Origin of the sequence: Lactiplantibacillus sp. DA1 (assembly GCF_032681335.1) — a bacterium.
GTDB lineage: Bacteria > Bacillota > Bacilli > Lactobacillales > Lactobacillaceae > Lactiplantibacillus.
On record NZ_JAWHTQ010000005.1, the window covers coordinates 24,949 to 39,523 of the forward strand.

Genomic DNA, 14,575 nt, shown 5'->3' on the forward strand with positions numbered 1-14,575 from the left:
TTTGTTGTTAAACCTTAATGTTGTGTCATTATAGCACGCCCTAGCTTTCACTTAATTGCGATTTTTAACTGTTAACTCCTGTTTTTAACGATGAATGGGTCGCAATACTTTGTTTTCTAAAGCTGTTCTCCTTATTGAAAGCGCCACCAAAGCTGTGGTTGCTGCGCTTGACCGCCTAATTTGGCGCTACGAAAAAAGCCGCCCGGGTATTTACCCGAACGACCGCTATTTATTTAATGAACCAATCCTGACACAATAACACTTACCACAAAAAGGCAATCATCTTGTGAGCGACACTTGGATTCTGATTCAACGCGCAATGCGCCGCCTGTTCCCCACTGTAGAAAGCTTCTTGATACTGTGCTAATTTTCCGCGCAACAAGTACCGAATTGAGCGCGCTGAGGCGACACCCACAAAGCCATCGTTGTTATACCCCGTATTTGTATCCCCATAGACGTTGAGCAGTTTCACGTTGCCCGGAAAATTATGTCGATACTTGAGCATTTCTGAAAAGTGCTTCGTGAAGCGACTTGGTTTAACGTTCAATTGCCGAACCGCGCTTTCCGTCTGCGTGCTCAGAAACCCGGTCAGGCCATCGAACGGTCCGCCAATCGTCACGATTTTATTCAACGTTGGTAAGCGCTTGTCATACCCATACTTCAGCGCCTGATTAACAATATCATTGGCCCCGAGGGAATGACCAACCGCATTATAAGCCTTGACGCCATACTTCGCTTTTAGTTGGACTAAGACTTGGTGTAGCCAATAAATCTGTGCTTTTTGTGAGGCGTGATTATCTTGAAAAACAACTTGAACCATCGGATTCTTGATTGACTTTTGCCAGTAACCCTTAAAGGCCATCACACCATTCTTGTACACGTGCACCACTAACGCTTTTTGGGCAGCCCCCGCTTTTTCGGCTTTACGAATCAGATAGTTCGTCGAATACGCCCCACCATTGTAGCCATGTAAAAAGACCGTCGCTGTCTTTGACTGGTTATATTGATTCTTTAATATTCGTGCAGAACGCGGTGTCAATTGACTCGTTATTTTCGTAATCTTGGTATCATGATTCCGGGCCCCAACTAAAATCACAGCCGCACCGATAACAAAAACAATCAATAACAATTGAATCACCGTTCGCCAACGTTTCATCAAAATTATCTTACCCTTCATTATGTTTACCCGTTTTATTTTACGCGTTTGAATTGAAATAACCAACAATCCATTTCATAATTTGTTAGCTATATACAGTTCCCATTGCAACCAAATAATATTCTTTCCACACCAATCTCGTTATAATAGATTTATTGGGTTAAATAACTAACCTAATCAAATCGTTCATTTTTGGAGGATCATTATGGAAAAACCAACGTTTAAATATCCCGACAAGGCCGCGTATGAATTCGTCATTCAGGCCTTAGCCGCAAAAGGGATTACTTATCATGAAATTGCCCACATTACCTATAATTTACAAACAAAGTATGTTCCTAACCTAACCATTGAAGAGTGTGAAAGGGAAACTCAAGAAGTCTTGCATAAGCGCGAACTACTGAACAATGCAATGGTCGCACTAGAACTAGACCGACTGGCAACTGAAGAACAATTAAGCGAGCCGCTCCAGTCAATTATTGCCAGCGATGCAGGTGTTTTCGGTGTTGATGAAGGGTTAGCGCTCAATATGGCTAATATCTACGGTACAATCGGCGTCACTAACTATGGATATGTTGATAAAGTTAAGGAAGGGGTTATTAAAAAACTCGATACCGATAAGTCGGGGGTTGTTAACACGTTTATCGATGACTTGGTTGGTGCAATTGCAGCAGCCGTCGCGGCTAAAATTGCCCATAAGTATGCCTAATAGATTATTTTTTCGCTATCGCTAAGAATTAATTAAATTAATAATAGTAAAAGGCGTCGTTACCTGTTCGCATCAGTTTTTGATGACAGGTAACGACGCCTTTTCTATTATGGTTCACCCAAAAGCTACGGCAGCCACTCATAAGCCGGTAACTTTAAGCCATTTGATGCTGTGACATTGCTTGCATCTTGAGTACGCGCTGTTCACGTGGAATAAACATCCGAATCTCATCTTGGTTAAAGCCGCACAGAAGTCGGTGATCGTCAAAAATAATTGGCCGCCGCAATAATTGCGGTGTTTGGCTTAACACCCGAACAGCTTCGCTTAATGGCATATCTTCAATCGGTGTCGTCTTGCTCAGTTGGTGATAAGCATTAGATTTAGTACTAATTAAATCATCAATGCCATTGTACGTGTACTGTAGCAGGTGTTTAATCTCAGTTTCCGTTAACGGCTGGGCGTTCATATTCCGTTCGTGAAATGGAATTCGATGCTCAAGCAGCCAACGATGGGCCTTGCGACAACTTGCGGTACTTGGTAACACACATAAGTTTATCATAACATTATCCCCAATCTTGCTTGCCTAACAATGCAGCCCCCATTATTGTGCACTGTAATAGTTGACGTCATTAATTAACAACACAATCATAGCAAAATTCAACAGTAATTGCTAGCGTTTTCAAAAAATAATTAAAATAATTTGATAAGCGCAGTTTATTGTAAGGACTATTCACATTTAATCTATACCAATATTTAAAATATTATATTAAAACGTTGGTAATTGACCACTAGCAATCAAGCAGTCCCGTAGTACCACTGCTTGATTATGCTGTTCGTCCTTAGCCCCAAACAATAAAATCACATTGGTTTTGGTAAGTTGTTCGGCAACTTGGCTAATAAAGCTGGCTGTCAGCGGATTTGCATCTAGTTCCGCCTGATAGCGGGCAACAAATTCTGGATACTTAGCCGACTCATGATTGAACCACTTACGAAGCGCCGTGGACGGTCCGATTTCTTTAACCCAATCGTCCAACTGAGCATTGGCCTTTGAAATACCACGAGGCCACAACCGATCTACTAGCAATCGATAACCATTCGTATCGACTGGTTTCGCATAAATCCGTTCCAATTTCAATTGCATTAAAACACCCTCTACTTGATCGTTATAGTTGTCGATTCATGATCATCTACAATAACATATCATGCTACTTGACCATAAGCTAACTTTATTATAACGCAGGTGTTAAGAACGTTAAATCCAACCAACCCTTTCCTGCGCCCACAGTTTTTCTCGATCAAACCGTTAATCTTCACCATGACATGAAAGCAAAAAAATTTCAGGTCCATGACGGCCCCTGAAATTTGTTTCCGTAGCTCAACTAGCTACCATATTATCGATACAGGCGTGTTAACCTTCACCAATCACAACCTCAACCTGCCCACGCTTAGGGACAAAGTTGAGGTTATAAATCGGTTCACGCAATACCTTTTCGTATTCTTCTAAAACATCTTGTGGCAACGGCGTGTGTGCGGCCAACGCGTGCATTAAATCATCGACCGAATATACGTCTTCCATGTTAATAAAAATTCGCATATTACCCACTACATCATTCAATAGTTCAGTTAAAATCGCATTTGGTTTGCCATTACCATCCGTAACAACTACTTGATTACTGTCAACTTCTTTATGGTCTATCTTTGTTAACTTAACGATATCAAATACATTTAACATGCGCGACCCTCCGTCACAATATTAATTTGGCTATATTCTACCACAACCATAGCATATCTGAAGGGTGAAAGGTATTTAATATTGACTGAATCAATCAGTCTCATAATGAGAAAAAATCTTCTCTTGAACCTTAGGCATCGGGAGTCGTTGCCGCTCGGATAGTGTAAATGTCTGACCTGCAAAGTATGCTAAGTCACTTAACATAACTTGGCCACTCAAGCCTTGAATCGTCCACTTCTGATGTGTAAATGTATGCGTGACTGGCCGGCCAGCAAGGTATTGGGCCGTTAATTGTAGCTGGTACTCCCGCTTAAAATAATTTTCTACCGCGGCCACTAAGTCCGTCGACTGGTAATCATCGTCCAGACCCAAATCGGCAATTGGGATCAGTGGGACTGTCCACAAATTAGCAAGCATCCCATTACTAGGTCGTTTGGTCATCAGCCAACGATCTTGCATCTTAGCCAATACCGCCACATAAGCGACTGGCTTAGGTCGGGGTTTCTTAGTCTTGACCGGATAGGCAAGTTCATCCCCATCCAGATAAGCTTGATCAAATCGTTTTACTGGCGAATGAGCCGTATCCGGTTGTCGAGCAGTCATGTAACTTGACCCTAAGTCCATAATGGCCTGGTTAAAATCCCCTGGGCGCTCACGTGAAATAATCTGACTAATGACGTGTTCAAACAGGGCCCGCGTCTGGGGTTTAGCAATATCAGCATCAATCTTAAGTAAACGACTAAAGACACGGTAAGCATTACCATCTACGGCCGGAACGGGTTCATTAAACGCAATGCTGGCAATGGCTCCCGCCGTATACGGTCCAATACCAATTAATTCAGTTAACTCAGCAGCGGTTTGCGGCCACCGACCATCATAATCTGCTAACAATTGCTTCGCACACCGTTGCATATTGCGAACTCGTGAATAATAGCCCAAACCTTCCCAAGCTTTTAATAACTGCGATTCCGGGGCAGCAGCTAAATCAGCAACCGTTGGAAAAAGCTTCATAAACCGTTGATAATATGGAATCACTGTCTGCACCTGTGTCTGCTGTAGCATGATCTCAGAGACCCAGACATGGTAAGGCTCATGATCATGTCGCCAAGGCAAGTCACGGCCCTCTCGGTCAAACCAGTCTAATAACGTGGTCTGAAAATCTTTAATTGTTGCCGCATCCCATTCAATCATCTTAATCCTCCAAAAAAAGCCACGATTCTTCGTTACTTCGAAGTTCGTGACCGTCTATTTACTAATCTTTAGTCCAAAGTATTTGCCAGATCTACTAACGTCTTTTCATAGTGATCAGTAACACTCTCATCTTGAAAATCGGCGTTAAAAACCGCCAATGTTAAATACTCTGGATATTTTAAAATGACCGTTGCTAGTTGCTTATTAATTTCTGGGTACTTTTGATCCTCGTTGTTTAAAATATCAAGACTCGCTTGGTAACAAACATTGGCCAGAAACAAATAATCAACAAAATAATTAAATCCTGGTTCATTCTTCAATTCAAAATGCGCCTTAACATCCACCGTTTCCGAAATATTAGTCAAATACTTCGTTACAATTTCTTGATACTGACGTAACAACTCCGTCTTAGCTTTTGCATGTACCGTCGCCATAAAAATATCCCCACCTATTTTAATCTCTGTGAAGATTATAGCATACGGCGTAACCCCTGCTGAATATTAGCTGCTAACTCAGCTAACTGATCGTACTGCCATTGCCGTTCAGCCGTAACTGCCGCAGTATTATTCGGTTGCGTTAAATTAATCAATTTAATCGCTTGATCCGAAGCCCGTAGCGCATTTTCATCCGCATCAGCCGACGCTACCGCCCATCGAACACAATCCAACGCAGCTGCACCAATTGAACTTGTTGTTGTCGCACTTAACTTAGTCAGCCGCGCCAAAGCTTGGCGCACTTGGTAACCACTAACCAGATTAACTTGCCACAATTCATTAGCATCAATTGCGAGTCGCAACTGCCGATCATATTTCTGTTGATTATCAACATACTGCAAGGCTTTCTTAGCGATAATTAACGCCCATTTAGCCAATTGTTGTTGTGAGAGTTCACCAGTCAAAGCTTCGATTTGGCCCCGTATTCCAGGGTCATCGTCAATCTCAATCTTAGGGTGACTCGGTCTAAAACCTTCCGTCATCACGCATTCCTACTTTCTTACAAATCCAACAACTATACTAACCTAATTATGCTCAATATTTAGGCCCATCGACATATCGATAGGATTAAATTGTACCAGATATTTGGCAAATATGTGAGTATCTGCTTCCAGATTTCACAAAAAATTTACAAACCTTTGTAACCGTTTCATGGTTGATAATAACAACCAAAAACGGCCTACCATTTAATTACTGGCAAGTCGTCTTGAAAACCATTATTGAATTTCAATATGATGGGTATCAGCCGCAGCTTTCTTGGGCAACGTTAATTGCAACACGCCATTTTCATAGTGCGCTTCGATTTTATCAACATCGACATCTGGTAAGGCGTACTGCCGGCCAAAACGTCCGGTTTGTCGTTCACTAGCAATGATATTCCCATCCTTATCGCTTTCATCACTAATACTATCCCGTTTGACAGCAATTGATAAGGTCCCATCACGATACTTCAAGGCAATGTCTTGCTTATCGATTCCCGGAACGTCAACTTTCATAGTGTACTGGTCATCATTTTCTTTAATGTCAGTCTTTAGTACCGATCCATGACTACCAGTGTTTAGAATTGTTCGTCCCAACCCATTTACTAAATCATCCATCTTAGTCCAATCATTCAACCGATCAAATAAATCATTGTGCCAATTCATCATATCGTTAGCCATTATACAATCACCCTTTCAATTTGTTTACATCATTAATAATAAGCACTTTTAGCAAGATTGCAACGATTTAGCACTCGATATAAGTGAGTGCTAAATTAATTCACTCGGTAAGCCCGCATGTCAACTGGAATCACTCTGACCATTTTGTATGGCGTAATTGTTAATGCTTGAGTTGTCGACTTAGTGGGCCAACGTGACTGGGGACGATCGGCCAATTCCAGTCCGACTAGCATCCGAATCCGATCTAAAATATCCGGCACCCCAAACGTATTATCACCTTGATTAAACGAAGTCTGTAACATATTGATGGCAACATGTAAGTGTTGATCATGAAAGCTAAAGGTTACCGGCACATAGACTAAGTCTGTGGATGGTAGCTTTTCTTGCGCCAATACTGTATCAAGCTGTGCCATGAACGCTGTAAATTGATCCATTCGTGTCACCCCCATCTTAATTACCGCTATTATACTGCAAGACTTATCAGACAGCTATTTAAATGGACAGCACTTGCTAGCTACCTAAGCGCTGTGCCAATTATCATTAAGATTAACTATAATTAAAACAGGCCGGTTATTATGCGCAAAAGCAACTAGCTTAGACCCGCTGGAAAAGTTTCATTTAACGTAAACTTGCTTGGCTAGTGAATCTGCCGACCTCTAGACGATACTGTCGAAAAGTCTTCAAGTCAGGCTAAAACGTCCACGATAGTACTCTAGACTGATATGGAGTCCCAATCCGACTGAAACAGCCACACTTGAAGTGCTGAACATTGATAAAAACACCTTTCAGTCGGGATGACATTTGCATGCTTGATGAACAGACATTTTACTAGTTACAATTAGCCAAAAACACCACTGTCGGCAATGGTGCAGCAGTGGTGTTAGTTATTTAAGATTAGAGTTATTGTAACGAATTAATACCAAGCCGGTTTGTCGCCATCGGTATTAGGTTTGTTAACACCCAAAGATGACCGAATACCGCTTGTTGGATCTTGAACCAACTTGACAACGAGTGCCGCAATACTTTTGCGTGAAACTTCAGTACCTTTGAATGGTTCGTTACGCTGGGTTGTCTCGTAGTCGATTTCATCTTTATTGGTTAGCCATGCGGGCCGAATAATGGTGTAATCGAGATCAGAGTTTTCCAAAACTTCAGCTGCATCATAGTACTGGGTCAAGTAACTCCCCAATGTCGAATTGTTCCATTGGCCGAATTTACCAGGGACCTCATCGTAAATACCTAGCGTTGAAATCCAAATAAGCCGCTTGAGACCACTTGCATGCATGGCCTTTAAGACGGTTTCGGCCTGCTGCTTGATATTTTGACCGGCAAGATTGGCATAAACGACGTCTTGGTCAGCCATTGCCAGCGTTAATTTAGCTTCATCGGTTGTATCACCATCGATAATCGTTACCCGATCGGATTGTAGGTCTGCAACTCGACTGCTGTTACGTAAGTAAAGTGTCAAATTATCGCGCGTATCGGCTAAAAATTGTTGTTCGGCTAGTCGGGCGATTTGGCCCGCTGCCCCTAAGATTAATACTTTTGTCATGTAATCCCCTCCTGAACATCCTAACTGTAAACTTAATAATTACAGAATTCAAGTAAGCAGTTTCAAAAAAAATCGATTAAATTTGTGCTACTTTTTGAATTTAGACCTATAATGAACTTGTAGCGAAGTTTTACTTCGTTGGCCAAGATAAAAGAGGCGATAATCATGGCACAAAAGCTTAGCAAGGAACAAAAGAAGGCTATGATTCAAAAAGCCGAAGAAGAACGTGCAAAGCATCCAAAGAAGAAGAGTGGCGTTTCCGGTTTCGAAACGATCGATGAAGATGCTAAAAAGTTATCTAATAGCTAATAATTAGCGTGATTCTTCAGTTAGGGCGAGACATTGGTTTCGTCCTTTTTGTTTTACCTAAAAAGTCAGTTATGACAACTCACCACTGAAAGAGATTGTGCTAACAAACGGGAACGTGCTCTAGTCATTACCGTGAAACTAGTCGCTGAATGTGAGTCATACTTGACTGTCATTTTCCCCACGTCAGTGTAAATTGTCTGTTTCAAGCATTTAATATTAACGTAGTAACTGAGAGCTAAATGAATGGTTGCAGTTATTATCAACCCTATCACCGAATCTCAAAGCTGTTACCGTATTTAACAACGACTAGTTTAACTAACTTTAGGGCCGCCAATATCTGCCTTTCGAATGCTGTTCCGACTGGAAGGCAGATCTGACAATGCTCAGCGATGAATTTCTACTTAGCAAGCATTGTTGGCTTGATTAGTGGAAGACCAGTATTTAAGACGTGGGTTTCGGCTTAAATCTGTGTCCATCGCGTTCCAGCAATTGTCAGAAATACCTGGAGGTCTTTATAGGATGAACTCAAAAAAAGTTTACGCTAATTCGAACTTTTTACAGCGGGTCTAAGCTGGCTACCTTTGAATTTAAGGAACAGCCCATTTTGATCATGATTCATGACAGATTAACTAGCAGTACGCATATCCATATTAATTATGAGAAAAATGATAATATCCAGATAGTAAACTAACAATAGCTAAGCATTAATCTACTAATTTCGTGGTATTGTGAACAATTCAATCTCATGCTTTTTTTCATTCTGACCAGGCCAGCTCATCCGCGTCAAATCAAAGGTCTTTGCAGTTGACGCCCTAAAATTCAGGTGTTAAATTATAGTCTTAATTTGAAAACAACTGGCGATTTAGACGCTAGTTTTCAAGGAGGCCTTCACTTGAATCTAAAATGGTATATTAAACAATTTACTGGTCTAACCACCACTCAACTTCATGATATCTATCAGCTACGCGCTAAGACCTTTGTCAAAGAACAAGTTCGATCTTACCAAGATCCTGATGATACCGATCTAGATGCCCGTCATATTTTCGCCTATGATCAAGGCCAACTAGTCGCTTACGCGCGGATTTATGAACATGCAGGCGTCGTTTCTTTCGGCCGCATTACAACTGATAGTCGTTATCGTGGCACTGGACTTGGCAAACAGCTCATGAATCACGTCATGGTTATTCTTAAAGTCCATTACAGTACAGCTACCATTGAAATTGATGCTCAAACGCATGCCCAAAAATTCTATGAAAAATTTGGACTAATCGCTGAAGGTCAACCTTATACCGACCTTGGTGCTGAAGTAATCAAGATGCACGCCCCAGCCCGAAAACTGGTGTTAGCGTAGCCCTACTTCTAAGCATCGCCTCAACTCAACAATCAAAATAATAGTGCTGAATTCAAAATATCGTCCAAAAAAATGAGCTTCAGAAATTTTCATTTCTGAAACTCGTTTTTTGTTTCAATCATTATTGATACGTGCGTCCGACTTCTGACTTAATGACCTAGCCATGCGTTGGTTATTATAGCTATTCAAATTATTTTTTTGCTCCATTCTGACTTAGAATTGCGTCTAACCTAGCCAAATCCCGATTTACCACTGGGACCATTTTGTTAAATCTGCGGCTGTACGAAGGATGGTACAACGGAAAAATCGGATAGGTTGTCGCGGTGCGCGTAAACTGCTGCCGTTCCTCGTCCCACCCCTGAATTGGCATCCGTAACAACTGACCATGTACGGCACCAATTTTCTGTTGCCGTCCCAATAATCGCTGTAGTCCTGTATTACCTAGCGGAACTAGTAAATGATCTTTAAGTTGTGCCAGTTCACTATCTAATAATGGCGCACTCGCAATGATTTCGGCCCGGCTTGGCCGACGATCACGTTTTAATCCTGTCTTACCAATCAAGTATGGTCGTGAACGAACAGCACCGGTCATATAGACCTGGGAGCGGGTTAATCCCAGCAACGTCAGCCAACGATCTAATTCCGTTCCCGCAGGCCCTTGAAATGGATGGCCCACCTGAACTTCAACTCGCCCGGGGGCTTCGGAAATAAGTACGAATACTGGATTATGGGGCCCTTCGCCCGGGACAAACCCTTCTAATTGATCAAATCGCTGGACTAGTTGCCGTCCAAAGCGCTGCTGCTTCGATGTTAACAACGTTGCCATTATTATTCCCCCCTTTAATACTTTTATTCTAACAAAAACGTTTAGTAACGATATCTAATAGACATTGTCACTAAACGTTAAATTTTAATCACTAGCTGGATCACTTCGGTACTGTTGCAAAATATAGATGGCGATAATTACCAACACTGATCCGAGAATTTCGACCCAGGTCACTTTTAGACCTAAGAAGATGATACTCAGAACAAATGTCACCACCGGCTGAACCGCATCAACGATGCTAACAACTGCAGATGGCGCATACTGTAAACTATGCAATAAGGATAAAAAAGCGAAGATTGTCCCAATTAAAACAATCGCCCCGATTGAAGTCACTAGCGTTGGTGTAATCTTTGGTGCCCCCACCCAAATTGGATGATAGAGATTAAATAAGACACCGGCAATCAACGTTCCCCACCCGAGAATCACAACCGGTGAGTTTTCCGCAACAATTTTTCGTGGTAAGACCACATATAAGGCTGCCGTTACCCCAGAAAGGATTCCCCAAACCAAGGCATCCATGGGAATGGCTAATTCATGAATATTACCCTTAGTAATTGCTAAGAACACCCCTAACAAAGAAATTCCAAAAGCAATCAAATCAGTTCGTAAAGGAAGTTCTCGTTTAAACAACAACGTTCCTAACACGATGAACAGTGGACTTAAGTATTGCAAAATGGTAGCAGCAGCGGCCGTTCCCTTTTCAATACTGATATAAAAAGTATACATATTCGCCATTAAGCCAGCTGTTGCATACGCGACTAATTGTCCAATTGAAGCCCATGATTTAAACACGTTAAAAATCTTGGTGCCCTGTTGAACAAATCCGATAGCTAACAGAATAACGCCCGCTGATAAGGTTCTTACTGACAAGAACCAATCGGCTGGGATGGCTTGATTTTGTGATACAAACTGCATCACCGTACCCGAAATCCCCCACAGGGTCGAAGCCAGCATCGCCCACATGATGCCCTTCATATAACGGTTAGTTGTCATATTTTTCAATTTCGCTCTACCTCAATTTAATTAATGGCAATATTATACCGAGACTTAATTAAAACTCACTGAAAATCAAGCTTTGTTTTTTAGGAAGTTTCAGTAATCTTTATCATAATTAACGTTTATGCCAACTGATCATCGCAGAATCCGAATCTTTTTACTGTAATGTAGTGTCAACGCTCGGAAATCAATACTAACTAAAGTTGGCGTGGTTAACCATGTCGTTGTTAACCGCGCCAGCTTTAGTTAAGATTACATTCGTTGCTATCTAAAACGCGTTTCCAAGAACCAAACGGCATAAGAATCCATCCTTGGTAGTAGCTTTAATCTGCATGCTAGCAAGGTTTATATTCATAACAGCCACTTGTCGCTTGAACTTTAAAAGAGTGTCCCCACGTAATAGTGAATGAACATCGTCACAATCCCAACTAAGACATTGCGAATTACCGCCGTTTTAACATTGCCTTTACCGAGTACGGCTGATAAATATCCTGTTAGGGCGACGGCAACAGATACCGCGATAATCGTCGCGGGCCACTGCCAATGCGCGGGCGCGAACGTCATCGCAACTAATGGAAAGACGCCCCCTGCTGACGCCGAAAATAACGATGCAAACGCCGCATCCCATGGGTTCATATAGTGTCCCAATTGCATATCATATTTAATGCTGACCATCGTGGCCAACGGCTTTTTGGATAATAAATCTTGAGCAATCGCCATCGCCGTGTCTTCCTTCACACCAAGCGTCATATAATGACGTTGAACAGCATGTAATTCGCCCTCAAAATCAGTTTTCAGTAGCTGCCGTTCTTTTTCCACAACGGCCTTTTCAGTATCCTTTTGTGTACTGACCGATGCATATTCTCCCGATGCCATTGAAAAAGCACATGCTAATAAATCAGACAAACCAGCAATAAAAATTGTAAATTGATTAGTCGTTGCTGCCGCCACACTAAACAGCACCCCAACAACTGTTAAAATACCATCATTCGAACCCAAGACACCCGCACGTAATGAATTTAGTTTTTCATCCATCGTTTGTTTAGTCTTCTCAGATTTTGTTTTTGTCAGTTGCATAAACTCGCTCCCCTTGACCCATTAATTAAGCAAACAAGTGACCAATAAAGTACGTTACGATCATCGTTAATAGCCCAGCGACCACATTACGAACCATCCCACGTCGGCGATTGGCATTGCCAAGCATTGCCGCCACGTAACCTGTAATCATTAATGCGATTCCGACAGCAATCACTGTCGCTAAAACTTTTATCCGTGGCGGGAAAAAGGTAATTGAAACTAGCGGTAGAATCGAGCCCGTAGGAAAAGCAATCATCGATGCAATTCCAGCAGCATAAGGACTGATAAACTGATTGGGATTAAAGCCATAACGCTCACGAACTGTAGTTGTCAATGCATCTTCTGCCATCATTTCCTGCGTTGCTTGACGCGCTAACGGTTCGCTGATTCCTTGATCAACATACTTCTGTACGACTAGTGTCGCCTGAGCCTCATAATCATCAGTTAACGCGGCCTTCTGCTTAGTAATCGCCATTTTCTGCGAATCTTTTTGCGTATTCACAGAGACATATTCACCCATAGCCATTGAAATCGTTCCGGCCAGCATCCCGGCTAATCCAGAAATTAGAATGGAAAAACTATTGGTCGTCGCCCCCGCAACGCCCACAACAATGCCAGCAACAGATAAAATACCATCATTTGCCCCCATGACACTTGCTCGTAAAATATTGACCCGCTGTGCCAAGGACATTTTCTTTTTCATGATTGCCGCCTCCATGAATACTTTATAATCATTATTACCTAGTAAATGTTATATCTTTTAAGAAACAATTGCAAGTCTTATTTGTAATCATTATCAAGTATAAGTTATGTACGCCTAAACTATAATATAGTTTACCACTATTTTATTCTTAAGGTTTATCTTGATTAATATTACTATTTAATCAAAAGCGCTATCAAATGCATGAATTAACAAAAAAGCAGTACAGTTAGCAATTGTTATTGCTAACTGTACTGCGCTCACTTCAAAGTAAACTATCTTTCCAACCTACTTAGTTTGCCAAATTAAATTGTTGTGTCGGTTTTAATTCAAATTCAATCGGCTGTGCGGCCGTCATTAGCTCTGGCGTCAATGCAACCCGTGTAATCGTCTGATCTGCGTATGGTTGCATGTAAAATGCTGGTTCATTCATACTCATGTAGGCACGATACTGGGTATAATCTGGTGTCCCATTAGCTTGCATCTTGACACCCTTAGGAATTTCAACTGAATTCAGCATGTGTGATAACGCATTGACAGCTTCCGCATCCGTCGCCACTTTATCAGTATGCTGACGCATAAAGACAGTTCGAACGAAACGCGCAACTGACGTATAATCACCTGGCATTCCCAGTGCACCAGTTCCGGGACCAAAAGCATTGACGGTCAGATCACCGTACTGCCGACTGGGATGCGGGTCAGGTTGTAAGTTAACATAGTTGCTCAAATTCTTGAGGTGCCATTCAAAATCTGGAGTATTCGTCATAACCCCCACCGGATTTTTCATATAGTGGACACCGTCTTCTTCTAACTCTAATACATAGGTCGAACCACTCTTGTCACTAATAATCCAATGTAATGGCACCACAATGTTCAATAGTGGCGCAGCAGCTTCCATCACATTCAAGTCAGCTAAGCGCTCACCCAATTCAGCGGTGCTCTTAACATTGCCTAAGATCCACATCAATACTTCATGGGAGGCCAAATTAACCTTGCCAACCTTAGTCTGCTGAGTAAAATGGGCCTGTCCTGAGAAGTAGAGTGCTGCAGCACTAACCCCATGCTCATTGACCCCATCGACGAAGATATAACCGTTTAAATCACGGCCCGTCCCGACGAAACTATAGGGGCTATCAAAACCATTCGCATTGGTAACACTATCAAAATGGTGATTCCGTGGCATGACCACTGGCCGACCACCAAGTTCAAAAGCAAAGTCCATGGTGCGTGCTAAAAACTGATCACCCGCCGTGGTTTGAATTGTTAAACTAGTACACATGGGTTTCACATCCTTGATTTAAATACTATTATTCTAGCATCTAAAT

The 14,575-nt window shown here is 41.9% G+C and carries 18 protein-coding genes; 3 read left to right on the forward strand and 15 right to left on the reverse strand.

The window, feature by feature from the left end:
* Positions 1-262 precede the first annotated feature (262 nt).
* Positions 263-1,177, reverse strand: coding sequence for an alpha/beta hydrolase (locus RXV91_RS08730; RefSeq protein WP_396426761.1), 915 nt, complete (start codon positions 1,175-1,177; stop codon positions 263-265).
* A 184-nt stretch (positions 1,178-1,361) separates the two neighbouring features.
* Between RXV91_RS08730 and RXV91_RS08735 the strand changes: the two genes are divergently transcribed.
* Entirely contained in the window at positions 1,362-1,862 is a 501-nt protein-coding gene (locus RXV91_RS08735) for a phosphatidylglycerophosphatase A (RefSeq protein ID WP_316439551.1), read from the forward strand.
* Positions 1,863-2,016: 154 nt separating this feature from the next.
* Here RXV91_RS08735 and RXV91_RS08740 read toward each other — a convergent pair whose 3' ends face one another.
* The 9 genes from RXV91_RS08740 to RXV91_RS08780 all read right to left on the reverse strand — a co-directional run bounded on the left by RXV91_RS08740 (position 2,017) and on the right by RXV91_RS08780 (position 7,991).
* Positions 2,017-2,421 (reverse strand): Spx/MgsR family RNA polymerase-binding regulatory protein, encoded by a 405-nt coding sequence (locus RXV91_RS08740; RefSeq protein WP_316439552.1) that lies wholly within the window; start codon positions 2,419-2,421, stop codon positions 2,017-2,019.
* Positions 2,422-2,628: 207 nt separating this feature from the next.
* Positions 2,629-3,003 (reverse strand): DUF488 family protein, encoded by a 375-nt coding sequence (locus RXV91_RS08745; protein WP_316439553.1) that lies wholly within the window; start codon positions 3,001-3,003, stop codon positions 2,629-2,631.
* A 267-nt stretch (positions 3,004-3,270) separates the two neighbouring features.
* Positions 3,271-3,594 (reverse strand): hypothetical protein, encoded by a 324-nt coding sequence (locus RXV91_RS08750; protein WP_316439554.1) that lies wholly within the window; start codon positions 3,592-3,594, stop codon positions 3,271-3,273.
* Positions 3,595-3,684: 90 nt separating this feature from the next.
* Positions 3,685-4,785 carry an A/G-specific adenine glycosylase gene (gene mutY / locus RXV91_RS08755; RefSeq protein WP_316439555.1) on the reverse strand — a complete coding sequence of 367 codons (1,101 nt, stop codon included), beginning with the start codon at positions 4,783-4,785 and terminating at the stop codon, positions 3,685-3,687.
* 68 nt (positions 4,786-4,853) lie between these two features.
* On the reverse strand, positions 4,854-5,219 hold the full coding sequence (locus RXV91_RS08760) for a hypothetical protein (protein ID WP_316439556.1): 366 nt from the start codon (positions 5,217-5,219) through the stop codon (positions 4,854-4,856).
* Positions 5,220-5,254: 35 nt separating this feature from the next.
* The gene (locus RXV91_RS08765; protein ID WP_316439557.1) at positions 5,255-5,761 is read right to left on the reverse strand and encodes a putative immunity protein; all 507 of its coding nucleotides are present in this window, start codon (positions 5,759-5,761) and stop codon (positions 5,255-5,257) included.
* 234 nt (positions 5,762-5,995) lie between these two features.
* A complete protein-coding gene (locus tag RXV91_RS08770) occupies positions 5,996-6,439 on the reverse strand; it encodes an Hsp20/alpha crystallin family protein (RefSeq protein ID WP_316439558.1) in 444 nt (147 codons plus the stop codon).
* Between the two features lie 95 nt (positions 6,440-6,534).
* The gene (locus tag RXV91_RS08775) at positions 6,535-6,873 is read right to left on the reverse strand and encodes a hypothetical protein (protein WP_316439559.1); all 339 of its coding nucleotides are present in this window, start codon (positions 6,871-6,873) and stop codon (positions 6,535-6,537) included.
* Positions 6,874-7,352: 479 nt separating this feature from the next.
* Positions 7,353-7,991, reverse strand: coding sequence for an SDR family oxidoreductase (locus tag RXV91_RS08780; protein ID WP_316439560.1), 639 nt, complete (start codon positions 7,989-7,991; stop codon positions 7,353-7,355).
* Between the two features lie 165 nt (positions 7,992-8,156).
* Here RXV91_RS08780 and RXV91_RS08785 point away from each other — a divergent pair, with 165 nt between their 5' ends.
* Together RXV91_RS08785 and RXV91_RS08790 are read left to right on the forward strand one after the other, a co-directional pair.
* Positions 8,157-8,300: a hypothetical protein gene (locus tag RXV91_RS08785; RefSeq protein ID WP_003639947.1), complete on the forward strand. Its 144-nt coding sequence runs from the start codon at positions 8,157-8,159 to the stop codon at positions 8,298-8,300.
* Positions 8,301-9,192: 892 nt separating this feature from the next.
* Complete coding sequence (locus tag RXV91_RS08790; RefSeq protein WP_316439561.1) at positions 9,193-9,651, forward strand: GNAT family N-acetyltransferase; 459 nt, start codon at positions 9,193-9,195, stop codon at positions 9,649-9,651.
* Between the two features lie 190 nt (positions 9,652-9,841).
* On the opposite strand, the gene RXV91_RS08795 is transcribed toward RXV91_RS08790, so the two are convergent.
* The 5 genes from RXV91_RS08795 to RXV91_RS08815 all read right to left on the reverse strand — a co-directional run bounded on the left by RXV91_RS08795 (position 9,842) and on the right by RXV91_RS08815 (position 14,529).
* On the reverse strand, positions 9,842-10,477 hold the full coding sequence (locus RXV91_RS08795) for a uracil-DNA glycosylase (protein WP_316439562.1): 636 nt from the start codon (positions 10,475-10,477) through the stop codon (positions 9,842-9,844).
* A gap of 84 nt (positions 10,478-10,561) precedes the next feature.
* Complete coding sequence (locus RXV91_RS08800) at positions 10,562-11,470, reverse strand: DMT family transporter (protein ID WP_316439563.1); 909 nt, start codon at positions 11,468-11,470, stop codon at positions 10,562-10,564.
* Between the two features lie 381 nt (positions 11,471-11,851).
* Positions 11,852-12,550 carry a VIT family protein gene (locus tag RXV91_RS08805; protein ID WP_033610122.1) on the reverse strand — a complete coding sequence of 233 codons (699 nt, stop codon included), beginning with the start codon at positions 12,548-12,550 and terminating at the stop codon, positions 11,852-11,854.
* A 25-nt stretch (positions 12,551-12,575) separates the two neighbouring features.
* The gene (locus RXV91_RS08810; protein WP_316439564.1) at positions 12,576-13,253 is read right to left on the reverse strand and encodes a VIT family protein; all 678 of its coding nucleotides are present in this window, start codon (positions 13,251-13,253) and stop codon (positions 12,576-12,578) included.
* Positions 13,254-13,542: 289 nt separating this feature from the next.
* Positions 13,543-14,529, reverse strand: a complete 987-nt coding sequence (locus tag RXV91_RS08815) for a choloylglycine hydrolase family protein (RefSeq protein WP_316439565.1) — start codon at positions 14,527-14,529, stop codon at positions 13,543-13,545.
* Positions 14,530-14,575: the final 46 nt, after the last annotated feature.

What these genes read in the sequence shown, in the direction of transcription:
- RXV91_RS08750 (WP_316439554.1), bottom strand. Translation starts at nt 3,594, where the DNA reads ATGTTAAATGTATTTGATATCGTTAAGTTAACAAAGATAGACCATAAA.
- RXV91_RS08795 (WP_316439562.1), bottom strand. Translation starts at nt 10,477, where the DNA reads ATGGCAACGTTGTTAACATCGAAGCAGCAGCGCTTTGGACGGCAACTA.
- RXV91_RS08770 (WP_316439558.1), bottom strand. Translation starts at nt 6,439, where the DNA reads ATGGCTAACGATATGATGAATTGGCACAATGATTTATTTGATCGGTTG.
- RXV91_RS08775 (WP_316439559.1), bottom strand. Translation starts at nt 6,873, where the DNA reads ATGGATCAATTTACAGCGTTCATGGCACAGCTTGATACAGTATTGGCG.
- RXV91_RS08735 (WP_316439551.1), top strand. Translation starts at nt 1,362, where the DNA reads ATGGAAAAACCAACGTTTAAATATCCCGACAAGGCCGCGTATGAATTC.
- RXV91_RS08810 (WP_316439564.1), bottom strand. Translation starts at nt 13,253, where the DNA reads ATGAAAAAGAAAATGTCCTTGGCACAGCGGGTCAATATTTTACGAGCA.
- RXV91_RS08760 (WP_316439556.1), bottom strand. Translation starts at nt 5,219, where the DNA reads ATGGCGACGGTACATGCAAAAGCTAAGACGGAGTTGTTACGTCAGTAT.
- RXV91_RS08740 (WP_316439552.1), bottom strand. Translation starts at nt 2,421, where the DNA reads ATGATAAACTTATGTGTGTTACCAAGTACCGCAAGTTGTCGCAAGGCC.
- RXV91_RS08730 (WP_396426761.1), bottom strand. Translation starts at nt 1,177, where the DNA reads ATGAAGGGTAAGATAATTTTGATGAAACGTTGGCGAACGGTGATTCAA.
- RXV91_RS08780 (WP_316439560.1), bottom strand. Translation starts at nt 7,991, where the DNA reads ATGACAAAAGTATTAATCTTAGGGGCAGCGGGCCAAATCGCCCGACTA.
- RXV91_RS08745 (WP_316439553.1), bottom strand. Translation starts at nt 3,003, where the DNA reads ATGCAATTGAAATTGGAACGGATTTATGCGAAACCAGTCGATACGAAT.
- RXV91_RS08800 (WP_316439563.1), bottom strand. Translation starts at nt 11,470, where the DNA reads ATGACAACTAACCGTTATATGAAGGGCATCATGTGGGCGATGCTGGCT.
- RXV91_RS08785 (WP_003639947.1), top strand. Translation starts at nt 8,157, where the DNA reads ATGGCACAAAAGCTTAGCAAGGAACAAAAGAAGGCTATGATTCAAAAA.
- mutY (WP_316439555.1), bottom strand. Translation starts at nt 4,785, where the DNA reads ATGATTGAATGGGATGCGGCAACAATTAAAGATTTTCAGACCACGTTA.
- RXV91_RS08805 (WP_033610122.1), bottom strand. Translation starts at nt 12,550, where the DNA reads ATGCAACTGACAAAAACAAAATCTGAGAAGACTAAACAAACGATGGAT.
- RXV91_RS08765 (WP_316439557.1), bottom strand. Translation starts at nt 5,761, where the DNA reads ATGACGGAAGGTTTTAGACCGAGTCACCCTAAGATTGAGATTGACGAT.
- RXV91_RS08815 (WP_316439565.1), bottom strand. Translation starts at nt 14,529, where the DNA reads ATGTGTACTAGTTTAACAATTCAAACCACGGCGGGTGATCAGTTTTTA.